Source organism: Actinacidiphila sp. DG2A-62, from assembly GCF_035825295.1.
Taxonomy (GTDB): domain Bacteria; phylum Actinomycetota; class Actinomycetes; order Streptomycetales; family Streptomycetaceae; genus Actinacidiphila.
Genome location: NZ_JAYMGI010000002.1, coordinates 2,133,667 through 2,151,716, shown reverse-complemented (window position 1 = coordinate 2,151,716; position 18,050 = coordinate 2,133,667). Strand labels below are relative to the sequence as shown.

At 73.9% G+C, this 18,050-nt stretch carries 16 protein-coding genes; 11 read left to right on the top strand and 5 right to left on the bottom strand.

What is annotated here, in order from left to right:
• Nucleotides 1-14: 14 nt before the first annotated feature.
• Nucleotides 15-869, bottom strand: a complete 855-nt coding sequence (locus VSR01_RS09520) for a fumarylacetoacetate hydrolase family protein (RefSeq protein WP_326448815.1) — start codon at nucleotides 867-869, stop codon at nucleotides 15-17.
• Between the two features lie 216 nt (nucleotides 870-1,085).
• On the opposite strand from VSR01_RS09520, the gene VSR01_RS09515 reads away from it, so the two are divergent.
• The 6 genes from VSR01_RS09515 (at nucleotide 1,086) to VSR01_RS09490 (ending at nucleotide 8,750) form a co-directional block, all read left to right on the top strand.
• Nucleotides 1,086-1,847 (top strand): FadR/GntR family transcriptional regulator, encoded by a 762-nt coding sequence (locus VSR01_RS09515; protein ID WP_326448814.1) that lies wholly within the window; start codon nucleotides 1,086-1,088, stop codon nucleotides 1,845-1,847.
• Between the two features lie 547 nt (nucleotides 1,848-2,394).
• Nucleotides 2,395-4,167 (top strand): FAD-dependent monooxygenase, encoded by a 1,773-nt coding sequence (locus VSR01_RS09510; protein ID WP_326448813.1) that lies wholly within the window; start codon nucleotides 2,395-2,397, stop codon nucleotides 4,165-4,167.
• On the top strand, nucleotides 4,164-5,651 hold the full coding sequence (locus VSR01_RS09505) for an ATP-binding cassette domain-containing protein (RefSeq protein ID WP_326453576.1): 1,488 nt from the start codon (nucleotides 4,164-4,166) through the stop codon (nucleotides 5,649-5,651). The genes VSR01_RS09510 and VSR01_RS09505 overlap by 4 nt, the downstream gene beginning before the upstream one ends.
• Before the next feature lie 26 nt (nucleotides 5,652-5,677).
• Entirely contained in the window at nucleotides 5,678-6,907 is a 1,230-nt protein-coding gene (locus tag VSR01_RS09500; protein WP_326448812.1) for an ABC transporter substrate-binding protein, read from the top strand.
• Complete coding sequence (locus VSR01_RS09495) at nucleotides 6,904-7,767, top strand: branched-chain amino acid ABC transporter permease (protein ID WP_326448811.1); 864 nt, start codon at nucleotides 6,904-6,906, stop codon at nucleotides 7,765-7,767. The genes VSR01_RS09500 and VSR01_RS09495 overlap by 4 nt, the downstream gene beginning before the upstream one ends.
• Complete coding sequence (locus VSR01_RS09490; protein WP_326448810.1) at nucleotides 7,764-8,750, top strand: branched-chain amino acid ABC transporter permease; 987 nt, start codon at nucleotides 7,764-7,766, stop codon at nucleotides 8,748-8,750. Before VSR01_RS09495 ends, VSR01_RS09490 begins: the two co-directional genes overlap by 4 nt.
• On the opposite strand, the gene VSR01_RS09485 is transcribed toward VSR01_RS09490, so the two are convergent.
• Nucleotides 8,732-9,631: an SDR family oxidoreductase gene (locus VSR01_RS09485; RefSeq protein WP_326448809.1), complete on the bottom strand. Its 900-nt coding sequence runs from the start codon at nucleotides 9,629-9,631 to the stop codon at nucleotides 8,732-8,734. The genes VSR01_RS09490 and VSR01_RS09485 overlap by 19 nt on opposite strands.
• A gap of 80 nt (nucleotides 9,632-9,711) precedes the next feature.
• On the opposite strand from VSR01_RS09485, the gene VSR01_RS09480 reads away from it, so the two are divergent.
• Nucleotides 9,712-10,326 carry a TetR/AcrR family transcriptional regulator gene (locus VSR01_RS09480; protein ID WP_326448808.1) on the top strand — a complete coding sequence of 205 codons (615 nt, stop codon included), beginning with the start codon at nucleotides 9,712-9,714 and terminating at the stop codon, nucleotides 10,324-10,326.
• A gap of 87 nt (nucleotides 10,327-10,413) precedes the next feature.
• On the opposite strand, the gene VSR01_RS09475 is transcribed toward VSR01_RS09480, so the two are convergent.
• From VSR01_RS09475 to VSR01_RS09465, 3 genes are read right to left on the bottom strand one after another with little or no spacing between them, the layout of a single operon-like run.
• Nucleotides 10,414-11,232: an IclR family transcriptional regulator gene (locus tag VSR01_RS09475; RefSeq protein WP_326448807.1), complete on the bottom strand. Its 819-nt coding sequence runs from the start codon at nucleotides 11,230-11,232 to the stop codon at nucleotides 10,414-10,416.
• Between the two features lie 48 nt (nucleotides 11,233-11,280).
• A complete protein-coding gene (locus tag VSR01_RS09470; RefSeq protein WP_326448806.1) occupies nucleotides 11,281-12,789 on the bottom strand; it encodes a phytoene desaturase family protein in 1,509 nt (502 codons plus the stop codon).
• A 25-nt stretch (nucleotides 12,790-12,814) separates the two neighbouring features.
• Nucleotides 12,815-14,008, bottom strand: a complete 1,194-nt coding sequence (locus VSR01_RS09465) for an alpha/beta hydrolase (protein WP_326448805.1) — start codon at nucleotides 14,006-14,008, stop codon at nucleotides 12,815-12,817.
• 166 nt (nucleotides 14,009-14,174) lie between these two features.
• Here VSR01_RS09465 and VSR01_RS09460 point away from each other — a divergent pair, with 166 nt between their 5' ends.
• The 4 genes from VSR01_RS09460 to VSR01_RS09445 all read left to right on the top strand — a co-directional run bounded on the left by VSR01_RS09460 (nucleotide 14,175) and on the right by VSR01_RS09445 (nucleotide 18,036).
• Nucleotides 14,175-14,864: a GntR family transcriptional regulator gene (locus VSR01_RS09460; protein ID WP_326448804.1), complete on the top strand. Its 690-nt coding sequence runs from the start codon at nucleotides 14,175-14,177 to the stop codon at nucleotides 14,862-14,864.
• Between the two features lie 342 nt (nucleotides 14,865-15,206).
• On the top strand, nucleotides 15,207-16,067 hold the full coding sequence (locus VSR01_RS09455; protein ID WP_326448803.1) for an LLM class flavin-dependent oxidoreductase: 861 nt from the start codon (nucleotides 15,207-15,209) through the stop codon (nucleotides 16,065-16,067).
• A gap of 16 nt (nucleotides 16,068-16,083) precedes the next feature.
• Entirely contained in the window at nucleotides 16,084-17,049 is a 966-nt protein-coding gene (locus VSR01_RS09450; RefSeq protein WP_326448802.1) for an alpha/beta hydrolase, read from the top strand.
• Between the two features lie 90 nt (nucleotides 17,050-17,139).
• Complete coding sequence (locus tag VSR01_RS09445) at nucleotides 17,140-18,036, top strand: cyclase family protein (RefSeq protein ID WP_326448801.1); 897 nt, start codon at nucleotides 17,140-17,142, stop codon at nucleotides 18,034-18,036.
• The last annotated feature ends 14 nt before the right edge of the window (nucleotides 18,037-18,050 follow it).

The following is an 18,050-nucleotide window of genomic DNA, read 5'->3' as shown; positions in this document are numbered from 1 at the left end:
GACCGGCCGGGCGGTCAGGCGGTGAAGCGCTGGCGCAGTTCGCCGATGCCTTCGATGGTGCTGACCAGCTCGTCGCCGGGAGCCAGCCAGTGCTGCGGGTCGCGGCCCAGGCCCACGCCCGCCGGGGTGCCGGTGAAGACGACGTCACCGGGCAGCAGCGGAAGCACGGCGGACAGGCGCGACACCAGCCGGGGCACCGAGAAGATCAGCTCGCGGGTGCGGGCCTTCTGCACCTCCATCCCGTTGAGGGTGCAGCGCAGCTCCAGGTCGTCGGGGTCGGCGAACTCGTCCGGAGTCACCAGCCACGGGCCGACGGGAGCGAAGCCGGGATAGGACTTGCCCAGGCTGAACTGCGGCGCGGGGCCGGCGAGCTGGCTGACCCGCTCGGAGATGTCCTGGCCCACCGCCAGGCCGGCCACATGGTTCCAGGCGTCGCGTTCGGCGACGTGCCGGGCGCGCTCGCCGATCACGGCGACCAGCTCCACCTCCCAGTCGCAGTGGCCGCCCTGGGGGAGCGTGACCTCGGTGACCGGGCCGGTGATCGAGGTGACGAACTTGGTGAACACCGGCGGCAGGCCCTCCGGCGCCTCGAAGCCCGACTCCGCCGCGTGCTCGCGGTAGTTGAGACCGATCGCCAGCACCTGGCGGGGCGCCGGCGCCGGCGAGCCGAGGTCGCGGGGCGCGAAGGTCTCGCCGGCCGGCGGCGCCGAGGCCCGCTCGGCCGCCGCGGCCCAGGCCCGGAACTCGGCCCACCGCTCGTAGACGGCCTGCGGGTCGGGCCCGAACCGGCCGCCGCTGGCCCGCTCGACGTCGATCGCCTCGTTCCCGCGGATCAGGACGAGTCGGTCACGGAGGTTGGCGATACGCACGTGGGGCTCCCCGGGTTCTGGGCCGTCGGGCCGGATCGGCGGAGCGACGAGTGTCACTCGCCTAATTCAGCATGATGATTATTCTGATGTTGTGTCCAGGTCCGGCTGACGTCAAGCCCCTGGTGGCGTAAAGTGCATAATCAATTGCAGAAACGCCGCGGCGGCCTGCCCGCACGTCGCGGGCAAGCGGGCGCGGCGAGCCCTCGGGAGGGTCATGTGAGCTCCGCACCCAAGGACGCGTCGGGCCGTTCAGGGCGCGTCGGCGCGGGGACGACCCGGGCGGAGGCCGCGGCGCGCCACATCCTCGCCCTGGCGGAAGGCCGCGGCGCCGGGGTGCGGCTGGGCACGAAGGAGGAACTGCGCGCCCAGTGCGGCGTGTCGGTCGGGACGTTCAACGAGTCGCTGCGCCTCCTCCAGGCCCGCGGCGTGATCACCGTGCGGCCGGGTCCCGGCGGCGGCCTGTTCACCGCCGAGCAGTCCCCGATGGTCCGCCTCGGCAACTCCGTGCTGGCCCTGGACGCGCAGCAGACGGACGTGGCCGAGGCCGTCAGGATCCGCGACGCCCTGGACCCGCTGCTGATCGAGGACGCGCTCTGGCACGCCTCGCCGGCCGACATCGCCGATCTGCGCGAGAAGCTGGCCGACATGCGCCGGGCGGTGGAGACGGAGGACCCGGTGGCCTTCGTCCACGCGAACTGGCGGCTGCACGCGCGCATCGCGGCCATCAGCCCCAACCCGCTGCTGCGCTCGCTGTACAGCAGCCTGCTGGACCTGATCGAGAGCCACACGCTGGCCGTCCAGCCCTTCGGCGACCGGCCGCTGGGCGAGTACATCGCCGACCGCCACCGTCTGCACGGCGCTCTCGTCGACGCCCTTGACCGCCGGGACCGCGCCGAGGCGCTGCGCCTGGTCCACGCGCACAACACCAGCCCGGAGGCGGCGGACGCGCCGCCGGCGCGGCTTCCGGCGCAGCCGTGAGCCGGACGGCGCGGCCCGCCGCGTAGGCGCTCCGCGCACGACCGCCCCCCGGAACCCCGGGGGCGGACAGCCGCGGCTGTCGTCGCACCCGCCGGAACCGTCCGCGACCGGGCCCCGTCCGGCCGGGTCCCGTGTGGCCGGGTCCCGTGTGGCCGGGCCTCGCCCGGTCGGGGCGCGCGGTCGGGCCCCATCCAGCCGGACCCGCGCGTGGCCGGGCCTCACCCGGCCGGGGTGCACGCGGTCGGGGTGCACGCGGCGGGGCCCCACGTGGCCGGGCCCGACTCGGCCGGTCCTCGCCCGGCGGGGGTCCACCCCGGGCGGGTTCCGCTCAATGGCATTCCTGGCGACGGCACGCGCCCGGCCGCGCATGCTGTGGTCGCCGACCGGCAGCTCGCCGGCTGTTGCGGACGCCGACCAGTCGGCTCGGCCGCCGGACGGCCCCGAAGCGCCGCCCGCAGGGCGGTCGCCCCCACCGCGGCGCGCACCGCGCAGGGCGCCCCCTGCCGACACGTTCCGGGCGTCCTGTCCGCACCGCGAATGGATCGCCTTGAGCACCCAGACACGCACACCGCCCGGTCGCACCCCGGTGCTGATCGTCGGCGGCGGCCCGGTCGGCCTGTCCGCCGCGCTCGAACTGGCCTTCCACGGTGTGGCCAGCACCGTGGTCGAGACCCGGCCCGCCGTCTCGTGGCAACGCCCCCGGGCGAAGACGACGTCCGCGCGCACCATGGAACACTTCCGCCGGTGGGGAGTCGCCGACGCCCTGCGGGACCGGGCCCCGCTGGCACCCGCGTGGTCGGACCAGGTGGTCTTCTGCACCACGCTGCTCGGCCGCGAGGTCACCCGCTTCGACCGCTGCTTCGGGCTGGCCCTCCAGCACGACGACCTCGTCGCGGAAGCCGGCCAGCAGGTCCCGCAGCCCCTGGTGGAGTCGGTGCTGCGGGAAGCGGCCGAACGACATCCCGCCGTCACCCTGCGCCCGGCGACGACCGTCACCGCCCTGACGCAGGACGACACCGGTGTCGAGGCGGAGGTACAGGACGCCGACGGCCACGCGTGGACCGTCCGGGCGGACTACGCCCTCGGCTGCGACGGAGCACGCAGCATGGTGCGCGAGGTGATCGGCGCCGCTCTGCAGGGCAGCGACGACAGCCGGCCGAACTACAACGTCGTCTTCCGGGCGCCGGACCTGGACGCCCGCACGGCGCACGGGAACGCCGTCCAGTACTGGGTGCTCGACCCCGCGCGGCCAGGGGTCCTCGGGCGGCTCGACCTCGCGGACCTGTGGTGGGGCATCGCCGTGGGCGTGGACGCCGACGAGGGAGCCGCCGACCCCCTCTCCCTGGTCCGCGGCCTCATCGGCGATCCGCGGGGAGAGGTGCCGGTGGAGATCCTCGCCGGCGATCCGTGGCGGGCCAGGATGCAGCTGGCCGACCGGTTCGGCGCCGGGCGGGTGTTCCTGGCCGGCGACGCCGCGCACCTCAACCCGCCGTGGGGCGGCCACGGCTACAACACCGGGATCGGCGACGCGGTCAACATCGGCTGGAAGCTCGCCGCCGTGCTGAACGGCTGGGCGCCGCCCGCGCTCCTGGACAGCTACGAGAGCGAGCGGCGCCCGGTGGCGGCCGCCACCATCGCCGCGGCGACCGCGAACATGACGACTCTCGCCGCCGAGTTGGCCGATCCACGCCTGACGGGCACCGACGAGGAGTTCGCCGAGGCGCTGCCCGCGGTCCGCGACGCGGTGCTCCGGACCAAGGACGCCGAGTTCCACAGCCTCCCCCTGGTCCTGGGCACCGCCTATCCGCGCTCTCCCATCGTCGTCCCCGACCGGGACGGGACGGCCGTGTCCGGTGCCGACGCCGCAGCGGGCACGGGCGTCCGGACCGGCACGGCGGCCGCCGGCGGCGAGGGGTACGTACCGGTCACCGCGGCCGGTCACCGCCTTCCGCACCGCTGGCTGTCGCCGACCGAGTCCCTGTACGACCGCCTGGGCCCCGAGTACACCCTGCTGGGCGACCAGGAACGGCCCGCGGCACGACGCCTGCGCGATGCGGCCCTGAGCCGGGGAGTCCCGTTGCGCTGCGTCGAGGACCCCGGCGCCGGGGAACCGCCGGACGGCCGGCTGGTGCTGGTCAGGCCCGACCAGCACATCGCGTGGTGCGGCACCGAGCCCGGCGACCCCGACGCGCTGTGGGACCGGGTGCTGGGCCACCAGGATCAGGGCCACCAGGTTGAGGGCCACCGGGTCCAGGGCCGCGCACCAGCCCTCCGCCCCTCCGCCCCGCCGGCGGAGCGGACGTCCGCGTCCAGGGACTGACCAAGCGCTTCGGGGGCGTCACCGCCGTCGACGACGTCAGCTTCAGCATCGCCGCCGGTGAGGCCGTCGCCGTGATCGGACCCAACGGCGCGGGCAAGAGCAGCCTCCTCAAACTCCTGTCGGGGGTGTACCGGCCGGACGAGGGGACCGTCCTGGTCGGCGGCACCGCCGTGGAGACGCTGCCGGTCCACGCGATCGCCCGGCACGGCATCGGGCTCGCCCACCAGATCCCGCGGCCCTTCAGGGGGCTCACCGTCCGCGAGAACGTCGAGATCGGCGCCATGGCCCGGCGCGGCGGACGGCGCGCCGGACACCGGGACCCGTACGTCGACGAGGTGCTGGAGACCTGCGGCCTGGCCGGCAAGGCGGACCTGCCGGCCGCGTCCCTGCGGCTGCTGGATCTCAAGCGGCTCGAACTGGCCAGGGCGCTGTCGGTGGACCCGGCGCTGATCCTGCTCGACGAGGTGGCCGCCGGCCTCAACGGTCGCGAACTGGAGGACGTCATCGCGCTCATCCGCGCCATCCACGGCCAGGGCCGTTCGCTGATGCTCGTCGAACATGTCGAGGGCGTGGTCGCCTCACTGGTCGACCGGGTGCTGGTCATCGACTGGGGCAAGCTCATCGCCGACGGCACCCCCGCGCAGATCGCCGCCGACCCCAGGGTGCGGGAGGTCTACCTCGGCGCCGGCCGTCCGGCACGGCCCGCCGCGCCCGAGGCCCCCCGCCGTCCCGCCGCCGACGCCGCGCCCCTGTTGCGGGCCTCGGCGCTGACCACCGCCTACGGCGACATCACCGCGCTGCGGGAGGTGAGCGTCGACGTCGCCGAGGGCGAGATCGTCGCCGTGCTCGGCGCGAACGGGGCCGGCAAGTCGACCCTGGCCGGCACCCTGTCGGGCCTGCTGCGCCCGGCGTCGGGACAGGTCCTCCTCGACGGTCGCGACATCACCGGGCACCGGCCGCACACGAGGAACCGCGAGGGCATCGCCCACTGCCCGGAAGGGCGCAGGATCTTCAAGGACCTGACGGTACGGGAGAATCTCGCGCTGCCGGCCGGGCCGCGCCTGCGCGGACCGGAACTCCGCCGCCGCATGGCCGACGTGCACGCGGTCTTCCCCGTGCTCGCCGACTTCGCCGACCGCCGCGCCGGCGGCCTCTCCGGCGGACAGCAGCAGATGCTCGCCATCGGCCGTGCCCTGATGTCCCGCCCCCGACTGCTGATCTGCGACGAGATCTCGCTCGGGCTGGCGCCCGTGGCCGTCGACGCGCTGTACGAGGCGTTGTCGACGATCCGTCAGACAGGTGTCGCCGTCCTGCTGGTCGAGCAGAACGTGCACCGCGCGCTGACCGTGGCGGACCGCGTCTACGTCCTGGAGCGCGGCCGCGTCAGTTACAGCGGTCCCCCCGGACCGCTCGCCGACCCCGACGTCCTCAACGCCTTCTACTTCGGCGCCGGCACGCAATCCGCTCTGCCCTCCCGGGGCTGAGCCGCCCCCGAAAGGACCGTGTTCCCATGAGCCGCACCACCGCACTCCGCCGGGCCGCCGCGATCGGCGCCCTCGCACCGCTGCTCCTGCTGTCCGCCTGCGGCGGCACGGCCAAGGGCGGCGCCGCATCCTCGGGGAAGGACCTCGTGCTGGGGGCGAGCCTGTCGCTGACCGGCGCGCTCGGCCAGTTCGGCGTGGACCTGCAGGCCGGCTACAGACAGCGGGTCTCGCAGATCAACGCCGCTGGCGGCCTGGACGTCGGCGGCACCAGACGTCACGTCAAGCTGACCGTCCTGGACAACCGCAGCGACCCCAACACCGCCACGCAGCAGGTCCGCGAGCTGGTGCTGAAGGACGGCGCGAGCGCCCTGCTCGGCGCCTGCACCCCGCCCATCACCGTGCCCCAGGCCCTCGCCGCGGACCGCCAGAAGGTGCCCTACGTCACCTCCTGCACCCCGGTGCGGGCGTTCCAGGCCGGCAACAAGGCCGGGTGGAGGTACGCGTGGGACCTGTTCTTCGACGAGGGGGACCAGGCCCGCGCCGTCGCCGAGGGCCTGGCCGAGGTCGGCGCGAACAAGAAGGTCGCGCTGTTCACCGACACCGAGCCGGACGGCGTCGCCGAGCGCCCGCTGTACAAGCAGCAGGCCGCGGCCAAGGGCCTGACCGTCGTCGGGGACTACACCTTCCCCGTCGGCACCACCGACTTCGCGTCGTTCATCGATGACGCGAAGCGCAAGGGCGCCCAACTCGTCGTCGCCCAGATGGTTCCCCCGGACGGCATCGCCCTGTGGAAGCAGATGAAGGCGCTCGACTACAAGCCCACCGCCGCGTTCGCCGCCAAGGCGGCCTCCGGCAAGAGCTGGCCCCAGGCCCTGGGACCCCTGGCGGAGGGGACGCTGTCCGACGAGTTCTGGTCGCCCGCCACGGGCGCGGCCGACAGCGCCGCACTGGCGAACACCCTGGGCAAGGCGTTCCCCGGGAACCTGCCCGACGAGAACATCGCCGTGCTGGGATACACCGTGGCGGGCGTCGTCGCCGACGCGTTCCGCAAGGCCGCGAGCACCGACGCCGACCAGGTCAACGCCGCACTGCGGCAGACCGACGCGGACTATCCGCTGGGTCGGATCTCCTTCGGCCGCGGCCACACGTCCGTCACGCCGTACCTGCTGACCCAGTGGCAGCACGGCGACGTCGCCGTGGTGGCGCCGGCCGCCCCCGGAGTCGTCCTCCAGGCGCCCGCCCAGGGGCTGCGATGAACGCCGACACCGTGGTCAACGGGCTGCTGCTGGGCGGCCTGTACGCCCTGGTGGCGCTCGGACTGTCGATCGTCTTCGGAGTCCTGCGCCTGATCAACCTGGCCCACGGCGAGCTGCTGGTGGCCGGGGCCTACCTGGCGTACCTCGCCGGCGAGCACCTCGGCCTGGGACCGTTCGCGGCGCTCCCGCTGGTGGTGGCGGTGACCGCGGCCCTCGCCTACCTCCTCCAGCGCTTCCTGCTCACCGGGCTGCTCGTCCGCAGCGCCGACGGCGCCCTGGTGGCGACGTTCGGACTGTCCCTCCTGGCCCAGGGGGCCTTCGCGCAGGGCTTCGACTCGACGCCGAAGGCACTGTCCAGCTCCCTGTCGACCTCCGGTCTGACGCTGGCCGGAGTCCACACCCGTACCGCCTATCTCGTGGCCTTCGCCGCCGCGGCCGTCCTGTGCGCGGCCGCTCACCTGCTGCTCAACCGCACCCGGCTCGGCACCACCGTCCGCGCCGCGGCCGCCGACCCCACGACCTCGGGACTGATGGGCATCGACATCCGGCAGGTCTACGCCGTCACCTTCGCACTCGGCGCCGCCGTCACCGCCGTGGGCGGCGTGCTGCTCGGCGTCACCTACAGCTTCACCCCCACCACCGGCACCTCGTACCTCCTGATCGGCATCGCCGTCGTCGTCCTCGGCGGGGTCGGCAGCGTGGCCGGCACCTTCGCGGGCGCGCTCCTCCTCGGGCTGGTCCAGTCGCTGGCCGCCGCGCAGTTCGGCGGCGGATACCGCGACCTGTCCGTCTACCTGCTGTTCTTCGTCGTCCTCGCGCTCCGGCCGCAGGGGCTGCTGGCCCGGAGGGCGGCGTCATGAACCGTATGTGGCCCGGCGCCGTCGCGCCGGCCCTGCTGGCGGTCGTCGGGTCGCAGGCCACCTCGCAGTTCACCCCGTACCAACTCGACACCGCCACCACGCTGCTGGCCTTCCTCAGCCTCGCCCAGAGCTGGAACATCCTGGCCGGCTACGGCGGCCTGGTCTCGCTCGGGGTCAGCGCGTTCGCGGGCACCGGCGCGTACTGCGCCGGGCTCCTCGAAATCCATGCCGGCGTCGGCTACGTGCCCGCCGTCGCCGCCGCCGCGCTCGGCGGCGCGGTCCTGGCGGGGCTGCTCGCCGTGCCCCTGCTGCGCCTGCGCGGCGACTACTTCTCCATCGGCACCCTCGCCGCCGCGCTCGCCCTGCAGGCGTGGGTGGTGAACTGGTCGTACGCCGGGGGGTCCACGGGTCTGAACCTGCCGGCGGCCGGCGTCCCCGGGCCGGTGGAGGTGTTCCAGCTGGCCTGTTTCGTGGGCGCCGCCGCGATGATCACCACCCACCTCGTCGCACGTTCCGGTTACGGCATGCGGCTGAAGGCCGTCCGCGACGACGAACCGGCGGCCGCGGCCCTCGGGGTGTCGGTGTTCCGGCACCGGCTGGGTGCGCTGACGGTGAGCGGCGCCCTCAGCGGACTGACCGGGGCGCTCCTCGCCCTCCAGCAGCTCAGTTTCGAGCCCGGCGGCATGCTCGGACTCAACTGGACCGTCAACGCGCTGCTCATGACGGTGGTCGGCGGCATCGGCACGGTCGTCGGCCCGGCGGTGGGGGCGGTCGTCGTGTACTACCTGCTCACCAAGCAACTGGAGAGCTACCAGACGGCGGGGATCATCGTGGAGGGCGTCCTGCTGGTCCTCATCGTCCGCTTCGCGCCCCAGGGCCTGTGGCCGCTGCTCACCAGGGGGCTCGCCCGGGTGCGGAGCCGGCGCGCGGCGCCGCTCCGCGCCCCGGAACCGCCGGCCCGAGGTCAGTTCGAGGGCGGGTAGTCCCCGGCGGCGAGATCCTCGATCAGGCTCGGGTGAGTGGGCTGCCAGCCGAACTTCTCGCGGGTCAGCTCGCTGGAGGCCGGCTGGTCGAGGGCGAAGACGGCGCCGGCCGGGCCGAAGTGCCCGGCCGGCACCGGCTCGGCGGGCAGGCCGAGCACACCGCCGATGGTCTCGGCGAGCGTGCGCATGGGGTCGCCCTCGTCGGCGACCGCGTGCACCGAGGTGCCCGGCTCGGCCTGTTCCAGGGCCAGCCGGAACAGCCGGACCGCGTCGAGGTGGTGCACCGCGGGCCAGCGCTGGCTCCCGTCGCCGACGTAACCGGAGACCCCGGTGCGCCGCGCCGCCGCGATGAGCGCCCCGGCCAGGCCGTACTTGCGGCCGCGGGAGTGCACCGACCGGGGGAGGCGCACGACGACCGACCGCACTCCCTGATCGGCCAGATCGAGGACGTACCGGGCGGTCCGCCCGCGCCGTCCCAGGGGAGTGGCGGCCATCGGGTCGTCGGCGACCGGCGAGTCCTGCTCGGTGGCGAGCCTGCCGGGCACGATCGGCGTGCCGGACGCGATCACCAGCGCTTTGCCGCTCCCCTTCAGCGCCGTGCCGAACGTCTCGACGGCCCGGGCTTCGTCGTCCACCGATCGCGCGAGGTCCGGGCCGTGGTTGAAGGCCACATGGATGACGGCGTCCGCTGCCGCGGCGCCGGTGCGCAGGACGTCCGGGTCGGTCATCTCACCGGACAGCACGCTGCCGCCGGCCGCGCGCACGATGCGCGCGGAGGCGTCGGAACGGGCCAGTCCCAGCACGTCGTGACCCGCGGCGAGCAGTTCGGGCACGAGCAGGGAGCCGATCCCGCCGCTGGCCCCTGTGACGAACACCTTCATGGCGTACCTCCGTGATAGCAGTGACTGCTATCAACGTAGCATGCGATAGCAGCGACTGCCATCACGCTAGAATCGTGACCATGGGGCGATGGGAACCTGATCCGCGCGGCCGGCTGGCCAAGGCCGCGGTGGAGCTCTTCGTCGCCCAGGGATTCGACCGGACCACCGGGGCGCAGATCGCGGCCCGGGCCGGCATGCACGAGCGGTCCTTCTTCCGGCTGTTCCCGGACAAGCGCGACGTCTTCTTCCACTCCATGGAGACGATGCGGCGCGAGGCCGTCGCCGTCATCGCGGGCGCTCCCGAGGGGACGTCTCCCATCGACGCCGTCGTCGCGGCCTTCGCGCAGCGCTGTGAGGCCGTCCAGCGCAACCGGCGCGCCGCGATCGTCCGGAAGGACCTCCTCGCGGCCAATCCCGAACTGCGCGAGCGCGACCTGACCAAGCACACCGAGCTCGCCGCCGCGATGGCCGCGGCCCTGCGTGAACGCGGCGCCGCGGAGCAGGCCGCGACCCTGGCGGCCGAGACGGCCATGTGGGTGTTCCGCGGCGCGCTCGCCCGGTGGTACGCCGATCCGGAGCACCAGGATCTGCCGACGCTCTTCCGCGACGACCTGGACGCGTTGTCGTCGGTGCTCGCCGACCGGTCGGGCGACCGCGCGAGCGACCACGCGTCGCCGACGCGCTCGCGGCCGTAGGACGTCGCGCCGCCGAGCCCGAAGGACGACGCGCGCTCAGGCTCTCGCCGAAGGAGCGTTGCACAGGCCGCGGACGGCGGTGCGCGCTCAGGCCTCGCGGCGCGCGCCCGCGCTCAGCTCGCGCGAGACGGCGTGGGCGATGGCCACCACGGCCGGTTCGATCCCGCGCGGGTTGAGGGACCCGTCCGCCGCGACGACCGACAGCGCCGCCACCACCTCGCCGCCCTGGCGGATCGGGGCGGCCACGGACCAGGCCGGCTCCGGCAGGACCCGGCGCAGGTGGGCCACTCCGGCGGTCAGCACGCCGTCCAGGCGGCGGCGCAGCATCCGCGCCGCCAGCGGGCGCCCCTGGTCGTCGGTGAGCGGGACGCGCAGATAGGCGTCGCGGAACTCGGCCGGCGCGTGCGCCAGCAGCACCAGGCCGATGCCGGTGAGATGCAGCGGCAGCCGGCCTCCCACCCGGTAGTCGACCTTGCCCGCGTGGGGCGCGGACAGGCGTTCGGTCAGGACCACTTCGCCGCCGTCGCGCACGCCGAGCAGGACGTGCTGGCTGGTGGCCCGGTGCAGGTCCTCCATGAACGGCAGCGCGGTGCGGCGCAGTCCGTGGCCGCGGGGCGCGAGCGCGGCGCGCTCCAGCAGCCGCAGCCCGATCGTGTAGGCGCCGTCCGCGCCGCGTTCGAGCGCCCCGAGCCGCACCAGGCTCTGGGCCAGCCGGCTCGTGGTGCTCAGCGGCAGACCGGCGGCCTTGCTCAGCCGGGTCAGCGTCAGCGCGGGCTCGTCGTCCGAGAACGACTCCAGCAACCGGAACGCCTTGTCCAGCACGGGTTCTCCGACCGGCGGCCGGTGCCCCCGGCCGCGCGCGGCGGGCGGCCTGGCCGCCGGTCCTGGCATGGGCACCTCTTCCACTCAATGAAAGTAGCAGACGACTCGACGCCGGCCGCGTCGTACGCGGTGTCAGGCCGTCGCCACACCCGCGGAGCGGTCCGCCGTCATCACGCGGTAGGCGTTGACGCCGCAGGCGCCGTGGACGCCGCCGCCGGGGTGGGTGGACGAGCCGCAGAAGTACAGGCCGCGGGCGTGGCCCCGGTACTGGCCGTCGCCCTCGCGCAGGCTCATCGTGCGGTTGACCTCCCGCGACAGCGAGATGTGCTGGGCCAGGACGCTGTCCTCGACGCCCGGCGCGTACTGCTTCCACATGCGGGTGAAGGCGGCCGGGTAGGAGCGGCCGACGCCGGAGAGGTAGGCGTCGTCGAGCCCGTCGGGGAACGCGCAGTCGGCCCCGGCGACGTGGTGCCCGGCCGGCGCCTGGCCGGGGTCCCACAGGGTGTTCACGCGCACCGGGCCGCAGGGCGCCGGCAGTTCTCCGGACCGCAGCCCCCTGAAGTGGTCGAGCACCTCGCCCGTGTTGTCCAGCCCGACGAAGGTCTGGGCGCAGGCGTCGATGTCGGCGTCGTGCGCGCCGCTGGCGTACCGGGGCGGCTGCGTCAGGCACGCCGCGTAGCTGCCGATCAGACCGGCGTTCGCCTTCTCGAAGCGGGCCAGGGCCGTGCGTTCGGCGGCGGACAGGTCGGCGGGCTCCATCAGCTCGCGGAGGTGGACGTCGTAGCCGATGCTCGACGCGACCATCGGCGCGCGCAGGAGGCTCCCGTCGCGCAGCCGGACGCCGCGGACGGCCCCCCGCTCCACCACGACGCGCGCCACCTCGGCGTCGAGCCGGATCTCGGCCCCGGCCGCCGCCGCGGCGCGCGCGAGGGCGTCCGGGACCGCGCCCATCCCCCCGAGCGGCAGTTCCCGCCGGCCGAGCAGCCAGAAGACGTAGCCGAGGACGCCGACGTCCCCACCGGGTTCTTCGAGGTCTCCGGAGAACTCCGCGAAGAGGAGGTAGAACAGCGTGCGTACGGCGTCGGCCTCGAACAGTTCGTCGATGAGCGCCCGGGCCGACCGCGAGCCGAGGAGCTTCGGGTCGACGACGCCGTCGAAGGCCCGCGCGACCTCGGCGAGGTCGCCGGCGAAGGACTCCGCCCGGGGCGAGGAGAAGAACAGCGCGGACAGCGCGGGGGTGAGCTGGTCGGCGATCTTCTTGCACCGCGCGTACGTCCTGGCGTCGCGCACCGAATGCCGCGCGAGCGATCGGCGGGTCCTGTCCTGGTGGTCCCGGCGGTGGAGGACCACGGGCGGCCCGCCGTCGCGGAAGGCCAGACCGTGCTGTGCGACCGGCCTGACCGCGCGGGCGGCGACGACCCGCGAGGCCGGGTCGGGCTGCAGGGCGTGCAGGTCCCGGTACGACAGGTAGTTCGCATGCGGGTGCACCAGGAACCCCGGCAGCAGCGGCTCGTGGGTGACCGCCTGTCCGCCGGCCCGGCCGCTCCGGTCGAGGATCAGCGTCCGCAGTCCCGACGCGGCCAGGTTCAGCCCCGCGGACAGGCCGTTGACGCCTGCGCCGATGACGATGACGTCGTACATGGTGCGCCTTTCCCGCCGGTCCTGCTCAGGCGTGCTTCTCCCGCGACCGGCGCCTCGGGCCGATGTAGCTGCGCATGATCGCGTCGATCTTCGGTCGTGTCGTCCGCGAGTATGCCGTCTGCGGGTAGAGATAGATGAAGCCGTGGCCCTGTTGCGGTCCCTCGATGAGGTGGACCTTGACGCCCGCGTCGCGCATGCGGTCCACGTACGCCATGGTCTCGTCGTGCAGGATCTCCCATTCGCCGACCCACACCAGGGCCGGGGGCGCGCCCTTGAGCGTCGGGGCGAGGATGGGCGAGGCCCTCCAGTCGTACGAGGCTTCCCGCGAGGGCAGGTAGTTCTGGCTGACGAAGTCGGCGTCGTCCAGGCGCAGCCCGTAGCCCGAGCCGAACTCCAGGTGCGAGCGGTAGTTGTTGCGCATGTCGCAGGCCGGCGACCACAGGAACTGGATGGCCGGCGTCACCTCACCGGCGTCGCGGGCCATGAGGGAGATGACCGTTCCGATGTTGCCGCCCGCGCAGCCGCCGCCGACGCCGATGCGGGTGGGGTCGAGGCCCAGGCTACGGCCGTGCCGTCCGAGGTACGTCAGCGCCGCGTAGCAGTCCTCGATGGCGGCGGGGAACTTGTGCTCGGGCGCGATGCGGTAGTCCGGCCGGACGACCGCGCAGCCCCAGTCCAGGACGTGCTGGCCCTCTTCGGCGTCGTGGTACTCCATGCCGTTGCCGAAGTTCCAGCCGCCGCCGTGGGTGCTGAGATAGACCCCGACCGGCTCGCGGACGCCCTCCGGCATCCAGATCCGCGTCGGGATGGGCCCGGCCGGCCCCGGAATCTCGATGTTGCGAGCCGTCACACCGGGCGGGACGACCGCGTTGGCCGGAGTCTGGCCGCTCTTGCGGATCGCGTCGATGCCGATCTCGCGGATCGACGGGCCCGCGGCCACCTGGTCGTAGATGGCGCGCATCTCGGGGTCGACCTCCGTCATGCGCTGCGTGCGCAGGGCGTCGTAGTCCACCGCGACCGGGATCCCGGGCAGGCACAGCAGGGACTCGTCCCCGCTCGCGGCCGGAGTCGCGGCCGGGGCGGACGCGGGGGCGGTGCCGCTCCCCTCGGCCCGGGCCAGCCCCGCGGTGCCGGCCAGCAGTCCGGCCGCTCCGGCGCTCATGCCCAGGAAGGTGCGCCGACTGGTGCGGGACGCGGGTTCTCCACTCGTTCGCTTCATTCGGTGTCTCCACATGACGCGTTGATGGACGCCCGGGCGCCGCGGAGGGCAGATGGGGCGGCGCCGCAGCCGCCAGGCCGATGGGGGAAAGCCTGAGACCTCGTTATCGATAGGTCAAGCATTTTTCGAAATTGATGCGGCAAGCCGAAGATGGTTGACTGCCCCCATGAGTCGCAGCGGTGCACCCACGCGGGCCGCCCGTGTCCATGCCGAGTTGCGGGCCGACATCCTGGCCGGACGGCTGACTCCGGGGGCGCGCCTGCCGTTCGCGGAGCTGTCGGCGCGCTACGGCATGAGCATGGGGGTCATCCGCGAGGCCCTCACCCGGCTCACGGCCGAGGGGCTGGTCGAGTCGGAGCCGCAGTACGGTTTCCGCGTGACGCCGGTGTCGGTCGAGGATCTCCGGCACCTCACCGAGGCGCGGCTCGCGATCGAGACGCTCGTGCTGCGCCAGGCGTTCGCCCAGGGCGGTGTGGCCTGGGAGTCGTCCGTGCTCGCGGCCCACCACCGGCTCGAACGCACCCCGCAGATGACCGGCGACGATCCGGCCCGCCTCGCCGACGAGTGGGTCGCGGCGCACAACGCCTACCACCTGGCCCTGCTCTCCGGTTGCCCCAATCCGCGACTGCTCGCGATGGCCGCCTCGCTGCGGGACTCCGCCGAGCTGTACCGCCGGTGGTCGGTCCCGCTGGGGCGCGAGCACCGGGACATCGCCGGTGAGCACCACGCGCTGCTCGACGCCGTCCTGGCGCAGGACGCGGACGCCGCCGCCGCGCTGCTGGCCGCGCACATCCAGCACACCACCGACGTGCTGCTGGAACGTTCCGCCGCGGAGATCGACGCGGCGGGTCTCTGAGCGCGGAAGGCCCCGAGCGCCGGACGCCGCCGGCTGCCCCAGGTGTCGTGGCTCCAGCCCGCCTCGGGGCTCCACCGCCAGTGCCGCAGGCGGCCCGCGCCGTCCATGAACCAGAGCTGACGCGATCGCTGACGGCGCGGATCTCCGCTTGCAAAACGGAGCAATGCTCCGTACGGTGAATCGGAGCAGCGCTCCATATTTGTCATCCTCTCAGACGCCGCGCGCTTTCCGACGCCCGACGTCCCCTGAAAGGCGCCATCCCATGACCAGCACCACACCTGCCGGCGGCGGCGATTTGTGACCGGCCACCGCGCCCCGGCCCGCGGGCCCAGTTTCGGCATCATGACCGCCCCCGCGCAGGTCGGGTACGACGACGTCCTCCGGGTCTGGCGCGAGGCGGACGGCATCCCGCAGATCGCACACGCCTGGCTGTTCGACCACCTCATGCCGCTCGGCGGCGACCCGAACGGTCCCACCTTCGAGGGCTGGACGCTGCTGTCCGCCCTCGCCGCCCGCACCGAGCGGCTGCGGCTCGGGGTGATGGTCACCAGCAACAGATTCCGCCCACCGGCTCTGCTGGCCAAGATCGCCGCCACCGTCGACGTCGTCTCCGGCGGCAGACTCGAATTCGGGATCGGTGTCGGCTCGCGGCCCGACGTGCCGCACGCGCGACGTGAGTACGCGGCTCACGGCCTTCCGTTCCACGACAGCGCCCACGCGGTGGAGAGCCTCGCCGAAGCGTGCACGATCATCCGCCGACTGTGGACCGAGACCGCGCCGTTCGACTTCCACGGCGACCACCACCGCCTGACGGGGGCGTACGGCAGTCCCAAGCCCGTCCAGCGGCCCCGCCCGCCGATCCTCGTCGGCGGGCAGGCCACCGCGACACTGCGCGTGGCGGCCGAGCACGCCGACCGGTGGAACATGCCCGGCGGCAGCATCGACAAGGCGATCGAACGCAGCGCCGTCCTGGACCGGCTGTGCGAGGAGATCGGCCGCGACCCGGCCGAGATCACCCGGTCCATCGTCCTGCCCGTCTCCTACGACCGTCCCCAGGACACCCGCAACACCGTCCGCGCGGCGCTCGACGGCGGGTTCAGCCACATCGTCCTCGGGCTCCACGCGCCCTATCCGCCCGCGGTCGCCCGCTGGGCCGCCGACGCCGTCATCATCCCGCTCTTCGACACGATCACCTTCCCCTGAGACCGAGGAACCACCGATGCCCACGCACCCGCCGCTCGACCCGGAACTCGCCGCAGCGCTGGCGGTCGTCCACCAGTACGTGTCGCCGACCGTCACCGCCGACGACATCGAGGGCCTGCGGGCCAACCCCATGTTCGCGGTCCCGGACGAGGCCCTCACGCGCGACGGAACCGTCCAGGTGCGGAACCTGTCCGTGCCCGGCCCGCCCGGTGCCCCCGAGATCGCGCTGCTCGTCCTCACGCCGGTGGGCACGGCGCCGGGCGCGCCCGTCTTCTACTACATGCACGGCGGCGGCATGATCATCGGCGACCACCGCACCGGGGTGACGGGTGTGCTGGACTGGGCCGTCGAGACCGGGGCGGTGGTGGTGTCGGTGGACTACCGCCTGGCGCCGGAACACCCCGACCCGGCCCCGGTCGAGGACTGCTACGCGGGACTCCTGTGGACGCACGAGCATGCCGCCGAGATCGGCGGCGACCCGGAGCGCATCGTCGTCGCCGGGGCGAGCGCCGGCGGCGGGCTCGCGGCCGGCACAGCCCTCCTGGCACGCGACCGCGGCGGCCCCCGGCTGCTGGGCCAGGTGCTCATGTGCCCGATGCTCGACGACCGCTTCCTCACTCCCAGCAGCCGGGAACTCCGGGGCGAGGGAATCTGGGACGCCACCAGCAACGCGACCGGGTGGAACGCGCTGCTCGGCGACCGCAGGGGCGGTGACCAGGTGAGCGTCTACGCCGCCCCGGCCCGGGCGACCGACCTGGCGGGCCTGCCCAGCGCGTTCGTCGACGTCGGCTCCGTCGAGACCTTCCGCGACGAGGCGATCGACTACGCCGCCCGGCTGCTCCAGGCCGGGGTCCAGTGCGAACTGCACGTCTGGCCGGGCGGTTTCCACGGATCCGACGGCATGGCGCCACAGGCCGCGCTGTCCCGGACCGCGTCGGCGACCCGAGCCGCCTGGGTCCGGCGGCTCCTGACCACGAGCTGACACCCGGCAGACGGAGCCGGCGCGAACGCGCACGGAGCCGGCCGCCTTCGACCGACCGACCACAGACAACAACCCTGCGAGGAACCGACGATGGACACGGACGACGTCACCAGGCCGCACGGAGACCAACCGCCGACCAACCGGGGCCGCTGGGGCGCCGACGACGACCGGGGCACCCTGAACTTCATCACGCCCGCGGCACGCGCCCGCGGCGCGGCCGAAGCCAGGACGGGCCGGGTCGTCTCCCTGGCCCATCCGATCACGCCGGTGCCCATGGCCGCACCCGTCGCGTTCGCCGAGCAGGGCATGCCGTCCGCGGTCCTGCAGGCACTGACGTTCACCGGTTCGCCCACGCCCGCCCTGACCGACGTCCTGCTGATCAACGTCCACCACGCGCGGTCGACCCACATCGACGCCCTGGCGCACATACCGGTCGACGACACCGTCTACCCCGGCGTGTCGGTCGCGGACGCCACCGCCGGGGCGACGGTCAGCCGGAGTTCGTCGTCGGCGTTCGTCGGCGGGATCGTCACCCGGGGTGTGCTTCTCGACCTGGCGCCGGGAGGACGGCTCGCCGAGAACCACGTGGTGACCGCGGACGACCTGGCGGCGGCCGAGCGGCGCCAGAACGTGCGCGTCGAGTCCGGCGACGCGCTCGTCGTACGCGGGGGATGGGTCGCCGCGGACGATCCCTTCGGCCCCCTGCCGACCACCTCGCCGAGCGCCGTCGCGTGGCTGGCGGAGCGGGAAGTGTGCCTGTACGCCGGTGACATCGGCGACAAGCTCCCCGAACCGTCGGCACCGGCACCCGCGTTGCACAACACGGCACTCGCCCGGCTGGGAATGCCACTGATCGACTGCGTCGACGTGGCCGAACTCGCGCAGGTGTGCGCCGAGATCGAGCGGTACAGCTTCCTGTTCGCGCTCGGCCCGCTTCCGGTACGCGGCGCCACCGGGCTCCCGGCCAATCCGCTGGCGATCTTCTAGACGCGCGGCGGGCC

What these genes read in the sequence shown, in the direction of transcription:
- VSR01_RS09500 (WP_326448812.1), top strand. Translation starts at nt 5,678, where the DNA reads ATGAGCCGCACCACCGCACTCCGCCGGGCCGCCGCGATCGGCGCCCTC.
- VSR01_RS09495 (WP_326448811.1), top strand. Translation starts at nt 6,904, where the DNA reads ATGAACGCCGACACCGTGGTCAACGGGCTGCTGCTGGGCGGCCTGTAC.
- VSR01_RS09490 (WP_326448810.1), top strand. Translation starts at nt 7,764, where the DNA reads ATGAACCGTATGTGGCCCGGCGCCGTCGCGCCGGCCCTGCTGGCGGTC.
- VSR01_RS09485 (WP_326448809.1), bottom strand. Translation starts at nt 9,631, where the DNA reads ATGAAGGTGTTCGTCACAGGGGCCAGCGGCGGGATCGGCTCCCTGCTC.
- VSR01_RS09480 (WP_326448808.1), top strand. Translation starts at nt 9,712, where the DNA reads ATGGGGCGATGGGAACCTGATCCGCGCGGCCGGCTGGCCAAGGCCGCG.
- VSR01_RS09470 (WP_326448806.1), bottom strand. Translation starts at nt 12,789, where the DNA reads ATGTACGACGTCATCGTCATCGGCGCAGGCGTCAACGGCCTGTCCGCG.
- VSR01_RS09465 (WP_326448805.1), bottom strand. Translation starts at nt 14,008, where the DNA reads ATGAAGCGAACGAGTGGAGAACCCGCGTCCCGCACCAGTCGGCGCACC.
- VSR01_RS09460 (WP_326448804.1), top strand. Translation starts at nt 14,175, where the DNA reads ATGAGTCGCAGCGGTGCACCCACGCGGGCCGCCCGTGTCCATGCCGAG.
- VSR01_RS09455 (WP_326448803.1), top strand. Translation starts at nt 15,207, where the DNA reads ATGACCGCCCCCGCGCAGGTCGGGTACGACGACGTCCTCCGGGTCTGG.
- VSR01_RS09450 (WP_326448802.1), top strand. Translation starts at nt 16,084, where the DNA reads ATGCCCACGCACCCGCCGCTCGACCCGGAACTCGCCGCAGCGCTGGCG.
- VSR01_RS09445 (WP_326448801.1), top strand. Translation starts at nt 17,140, where the DNA reads ATGGACACGGACGACGTCACCAGGCCGCACGGAGACCAACCGCCGACC.